Genomic DNA, 4,795 nt, shown 5'->3' with positions numbered 1-4,795 from the left:
GCCTGAATCAGTGCGGCATTCAACCCGACGGTTTCAAACGCGGCATGCCGGCTCGATTGCGCAAGGAACAGCCACTCGAACTGATGGCCCGGTTCCAGCCAGTTGCCGGCGCTCCCCAGCGGCAATTCGGCCATGCAACCCGTCTCGCGATGCACGAACGCCTCCATCACAGCCGCTGCGAGCTTTTCCAGCCGGCGGTCGAACGAGAGGTCTGAGGTTGTTTCGCGAGCCGCGAGCCAGGCTTCCGTGAGATGCATCAACGGGTTTTGCGTCGGCGCCGTGAGCACGATGGAAAAATCTTCGGACATGGCGGTGCTGAATAACGCGCCGTCGGCCATGCGCTGCTCGATCAAAGCGGATGTTTCTTCAAGCACCGCGAGCGCGCGCGCACGAGCCGCAGCGCTCGCATGTCGCGCATATTCCGCGCACGCGAAAATCACGAACGCGTGGGTGTACAGATCCTTTTGACGCTCCTTCGGTACGCCGCTCGCGTCGACGCTATAGAACCAACCGCCGCTTTTCGTGTCCTGAAAATAGGTCTGGAGCGATTCGAACAGCGTATCCGCATGGTCGATTTCCCCGGCTTCCGAGAACACGAACAATTGCCGGGCGCACGCCATTGCGCGGTAGCGCGTAGGCGGCACCGGTGTGCAGCCGTCCTCGGCGACGGCTTCAAAAGCCAGGCCCAGCACGGGATTGAAGCCCGGGCCGCGCCAGATGGGCAACACAACGTCTCGATAATGCGCGCGAAGCGTAGCGGCGTTGGCGTAGGGCGGGAGTGCTGTGTTCGGATCAGCGTGGTGCATGCGGCTTTGTCGATGGTGCGAAAGGGTTGAACGAGTGCCAAGGTCGCGCCTGGAAGAGAACGCTATCCAGGTCCGGATGCGGGGCTCCAAGGATAAATCAAAAAGGCCGACTCCCGGCACTGCTAATCGCTGCATGTTCAGACATGCGACAATGCGGTCTCGAAAATCCGCGCGTCCGCTTTTCCGCTGCATTGTGCAGGCCGCGCCGTGTCCACGGGCGTCGTTGTTAACCCGCTGGCCCGGCCGCTTGTCGCGTTGTCAATCATCGACTTATGCCAGATTCTGCTGTAAATCCCGCTTCCCGTTCCGCCGCTCTTTCGGGCGACGCTGACTCCGCCCAGTTGCCGGCCTCAAGCGAAGCGGAGGGCAAACCGGCCCGTACTGCGCGCTCGCCGCAGCGCCTTGCGCTGTTGAACCGGCCGCCGTCGTTCGGCATTCCCTACGGCGCGCCGACCCTTGATCTCTTCGCGGACGACGCCGAGCGCGCGACGCTTCAGGCTATGAATACCGACGTCCGCCAAGGCACGCTCGCGGGTTTCGAATTGCCCGAGGTTTTCATGGCGGCGGTGTCGGCGACGGCGGAGGCGGACGATCCGCTTGCGTCGGTTCGGCTGTTGCGTCCGGTGCCGTCTGCCACGGCTTCCCAGGATTTAAGCGATGAACGGGGCAACGCCGCAGCGGAAGCGGCCAGCCTTGAACTGGCCTTCGACGATGTCCCTCCCCCCGATGGAGTGGTCGCCGGCCCGGTGCCGCCTGAAGCAGGTAGCGAGATCGCGGAAGCTGCTGCGCCAAATGAAGCACTGCCGCGCCGTTCGAGACGGATGTCTGAAGCGCGCGCTAAGAACGCGGTTAGCACGGTTGCCGCGCCTGATCGCCACGCACCGGAATCGCTTGCTGCGACGTTACTCGATGACGACCCCGGCACAAGCCCGTTACGGTCGCCCGTCGCGCCTAAATTGCTTACAGCGACCTTGATCGATGATGACCGCCGCACGCGGCCGCCCGCTGGGCGTTCCGACGGGTCCACGTTCGATACCGCCCAGGCCGCCGCGTTCGCAGATATCACTAAAGCCATGAGCGGCCTCGTTGCGGACCACAAGAATTCAGCGGCGGCGTTGTCGCGGCGGATGAAAACCTTGCTGGCGATTGTCGTGTGCGTGCTGTTGGCGTCCGTCGCGACCGGGATCGCGCAAGCCATCGCGCTGAAGCGGCTGACGGAGGAAAATACGGTGCAACAGTTGCGTATCGAGCAATTGATGCAGAATCAGGCAGCAAGTCTCGAATCTTTCTTCGATACCGATTCGGCCAACGTCGGGGTCCCCCATCACGACGGGGCCGCTGCCGGCGCAAACGATTTGGACGCAGCGCAGCCCGCGCACTCGCCCTCGCCCAAGCGAAGCCACATCACCAGACGGATGAAGCGGCTCTAGCGCTTCGCCGCCGACATCAGGGCTGCTCGTTCGCCCTCGTGCCGCGCCGTCCAGTCGATCCCAAGCCGTGACGCGAGACGCTGCGCATCGAAGGGCGACTTCACTTTCTTGTCGTTATCGAAATAGCAATAAATGTCGCGCTCTTTAGTGCTTCTTGGCGCGCGCCTGGCTGTTCGCCGCGCGTCGCCCGGCTCGCCGCCGTCATGCCAGCGCCTGATCCTGGCTTCCCACGAATCCAGCGCCGCATCGCTGTACTCGCCGGTATAAAGCGCCTCCTGCCCGTGTAGCCGCAGATAGACAAAATCGGCGGTCACGTCCTCCATGCGCGGCCATTCGCCGTTTGTGTCGGCGACGACCAGCGCCACGCGATGCTCACGCAGCAGCTCGACGAAAGCTTCATCGATGAAGCTTTGGTTCCGGATCTCGATCGCATGACGCACCTTGCGTTTCCTGTCGATATCCAGAAAGGTTCGGCCTTTCATCATCGGCTCATGCTTCTCAGCGAGGTTCAATGCCGCGTCGGTATCGTGCGGCAGCAGTTCCAGGAAGCCGCCAAGCGTAGCGGCGTCGAAGGCGAAGTTCGGTGGAAATTGCCACAGGATGGGGCCGAGCTTGTCTTTCAGCGCAAACAAGCCCGACGCAAAAAAATTCGCGAGCGGTCCATCGACGTTTTTGGCGCGACGAATATGGGTGATGAAACGCGGCGCTTTCACGCTGAAGACGAAGCCGGCCGGCGTTGCGTCGTGCCATGCGTGAAACGACGCGGGCGGCTGCAGTGAATAGAACGAACCGTTCAACTCAATTGAACTCAAGGTAAGAGATGCATATTCCAACTCTTTGGCTTGCGTGAGCTTTTCGGGGTAGAACACGCCACGCCACGGCGGATACCGCCATCCCGACATGCCAATGCGAATCGTAGCCATCTCGCTTGCCCCACTTTCGACGATGAAGAGACGACGCATGACCGCGTCGTGCCCAGCAGGCCGCACAAGTCATGCCTCATGGTGTCATCGCGAAGCCGGTAAGTATTTCCGATTCTCGTCCGACTTCTGGACCCCGCGTTGTAGAAATACACAAATGTAGAAAAACTACATAAAAATTGTTGCGACGCACTAGAAATTTCTAAGTGAAAACCCTATAATTCGTTCTAAGGGATTACCCTGAACCCAACCCACTGGAGTCACACATGAGCTACCTCTTCACTTTGCTGCAAAAGTTCGCATCGCTGTTCGAATCGCCCCACCTTCCGATGGACTCGGACTACTCGTACGAAGCTCGTCAGCGTGAAGCAGAGCGCGTTCGCAAGGCACGCGGTACCGTCTTCGGCATCCGTCTGTGATCTGGTCAGGAAGCAGCGCGGCACTCATGGAGAAAACCGGCATGTTGCTCAATTTGATATTGACACTGGTTTTTGGTCGTGCGAGCCGCCTGCTTTCATCGTAGGTGTTGGTGTAGTTTTTCTACCAAATCTATTTACCGATTGCTTGAATTTATCGGGCAGTTGCGTCCTGTATTTCATCCGTATCCCGTATTACCCCCGCTTGTATCAGCAGCGCTTCTCGCGCCTGCGCTCCCTTTTCCTCGCTCCGGTTCGCTTTGAACGCGCGCGTGCCAGCTATTTGAGCATTCATTAAGCTTGCATCGCTTACGAGTCGTAACGCTGGCTGATAGGTAAACGCATGCCTGATGCGGCACAAAGCCGCTAGTAATCAGCCAGTTGCGTACGCCCCACGGGCCTTGTTCCGCCGCGTCTTGATGAAATCAACTCTTACAAGGCCTTACTTCGTGCAACGTGAACGGCCGCTACATTGGTTCTCAAGGACGCGGCATCCGGACAGACAGCTTTTCTGACCTGCCGCCAGTCTTGGAATCAACACCGAACACTATCCACAGACAGGGAGAATTGTCATGAAAACCTCACGCTCGATCATCGCTGCGCTAATCGCTGGCGGCGCGTTGTTGACCGGCACTACCGCTTTCGCTCAGGTCGCTCAGGGCGATAACGCAATGATTCACGGTCCCGTTGTTCAGGAGGGCTATGCGCAGCCGCAGATGATGCGCACCGCCGTTGTGATCAACCTTGGCTGGCATGGCGACCGGTATTGGGATGGCCATCGCTATTGGGAACGTGACGAATGGATGCGCAACCACCCGCATGACCACGGTCCTGTTCATCGCCCGCCGCCGCACGTGGAGGGTCACTACGACCATGATCAAGACCATCACGGCTAGTCGATCGTCGGCATGACGGTGGAAAAAAGCCGGCTTCCCGTGAGGGGGCCGGCTTTTTAACGTCCGCGTCTGCCGTCGCTTTCTCGCTGGGGTCCCAGATTCGGACGTCGAATCCGTGAGCCGCAAACAGCGCGGCCCAGCTTAGACCGATCGTTCCAGCACCGAGGACGGCGACGGGTTTATCGGTGGTGATGCGTTGGGTCGATTGCAAGTGGACTACTCCGGGTGATCCGTTGGGGAACAAGAATTCTGACGGCCCATGGTGTTACATGCGCGCACGTCCTGCAACCCCGGCCCAATAGATGGGAGGCGCGTGCCACATTCAAG

The 4,795-nt window shown here is 59.8% G+C and carries 5 protein-coding genes and 1 pseudogene; 3 read left to right on the top strand and 3 right to left on the bottom strand.

The annotated features are described in order from the left end of the window. The coding region (locus WCA53_RS19125) for an AGE family epimerase/isomerase (protein WP_423914127.1) at positions 1 to 806 on the bottom strand (806 nt) is incomplete at its 3' end. Between the two features lie 272 nt (positions 807 to 1,078). Between WCA53_RS19125 and WCA53_RS19120 the strand changes: the two genes are divergently transcribed. After that, positions 1,079 to 2,236: a hypothetical protein gene (locus WCA53_RS19120; protein ID WP_423914125.1), complete on the top strand. Its 1,158-nt coding sequence runs from the start codon at positions 1,079 to 1,081 to the stop codon at positions 2,234 to 2,236. Here the strand turns inward: WCA53_RS19120 and WCA53_RS19115 are convergent. After that, positions 2,233 to 3,159 (bottom strand): DUF72 domain-containing protein, encoded by a 927-nt coding sequence (locus WCA53_RS19115; RefSeq protein ID WP_423914130.1) that lies wholly within the window; start codon positions 3,157 to 3,159, stop codon positions 2,233 to 2,235. The genes WCA53_RS19120 and WCA53_RS19115 overlap by 4 nt on opposite strands. Before the next feature lie 263 nt (positions 3,160 to 3,422). On the opposite strand from WCA53_RS19115, the gene WCA53_RS19110 reads away from it, so the two are divergent. Next, positions 3,423 to 3,575 (top strand): hypothetical protein, encoded by a 153-nt coding sequence (locus WCA53_RS19110; RefSeq protein WP_423914122.1) that lies wholly within the window; start codon positions 3,423 to 3,425, stop codon positions 3,573 to 3,575. A gap of 569 nt (positions 3,576 to 4,144) precedes the next feature. Continuing rightward, positions 4,145 to 4,468: a hypothetical protein gene (locus WCA53_RS19105; RefSeq protein ID WP_423914119.1), complete on the top strand. Its 324-nt coding sequence runs from the start codon at positions 4,145 to 4,147 to the stop codon at positions 4,466 to 4,468. A 76-nt stretch (positions 4,469 to 4,544) separates the two neighbouring features. Here the strand turns inward: WCA53_RS19105 and WCA53_RS19100 are convergent. Then, positions 4,545 to 4,679: pseudogene (locus WCA53_RS19100) on the bottom strand (3-hydroxyacyl-CoA dehydrogenase NAD-binding domain-containing protein); the annotation flags it as partial. Between the last annotated feature and the right edge of the window lie 116 nt (positions 4,680 to 4,795).

Origin of the sequence: Caballeronia sp., from assembly GCF_049581465.1 — a bacterium.
Lineage (GTDB): Bacteria > Pseudomonadota > Gammaproteobacteria > Burkholderiales > Burkholderiaceae > Caballeronia.
Note: the sequence above shows the minus strand (reverse complement) of the source record. Positions and strands in the feature narration are given on the sequence as shown.

Excerpts from the sequence above, each read along its gene's own strand:
- WCA53_RS19120 (WP_423914125.1), top strand. The coding sequence starts at position 1,079 with ATGCCAGATTCTGCTGTAAATCCCGCTTCCCGTTCCGCCGCTCTTTCG.
- WCA53_RS19115 (WP_423914130.1), bottom strand. The coding sequence starts at position 3,159 with ATGGCTACGATTCGCATTGGCATGTCGGGATGGCGGTATCCGCCGTGG.
- WCA53_RS19105 (WP_423914119.1), top strand. The coding sequence starts at position 4,145 with ATGAAAACCTCACGCTCGATCATCGCTGCGCTAATCGCTGGCGGCGCG.
- WCA53_RS19110 (WP_423914122.1), top strand. The coding sequence starts at position 3,423 with ATGAGCTACCTCTTCACTTTGCTGCAAAAGTTCGCATCGCTGTTCGAA.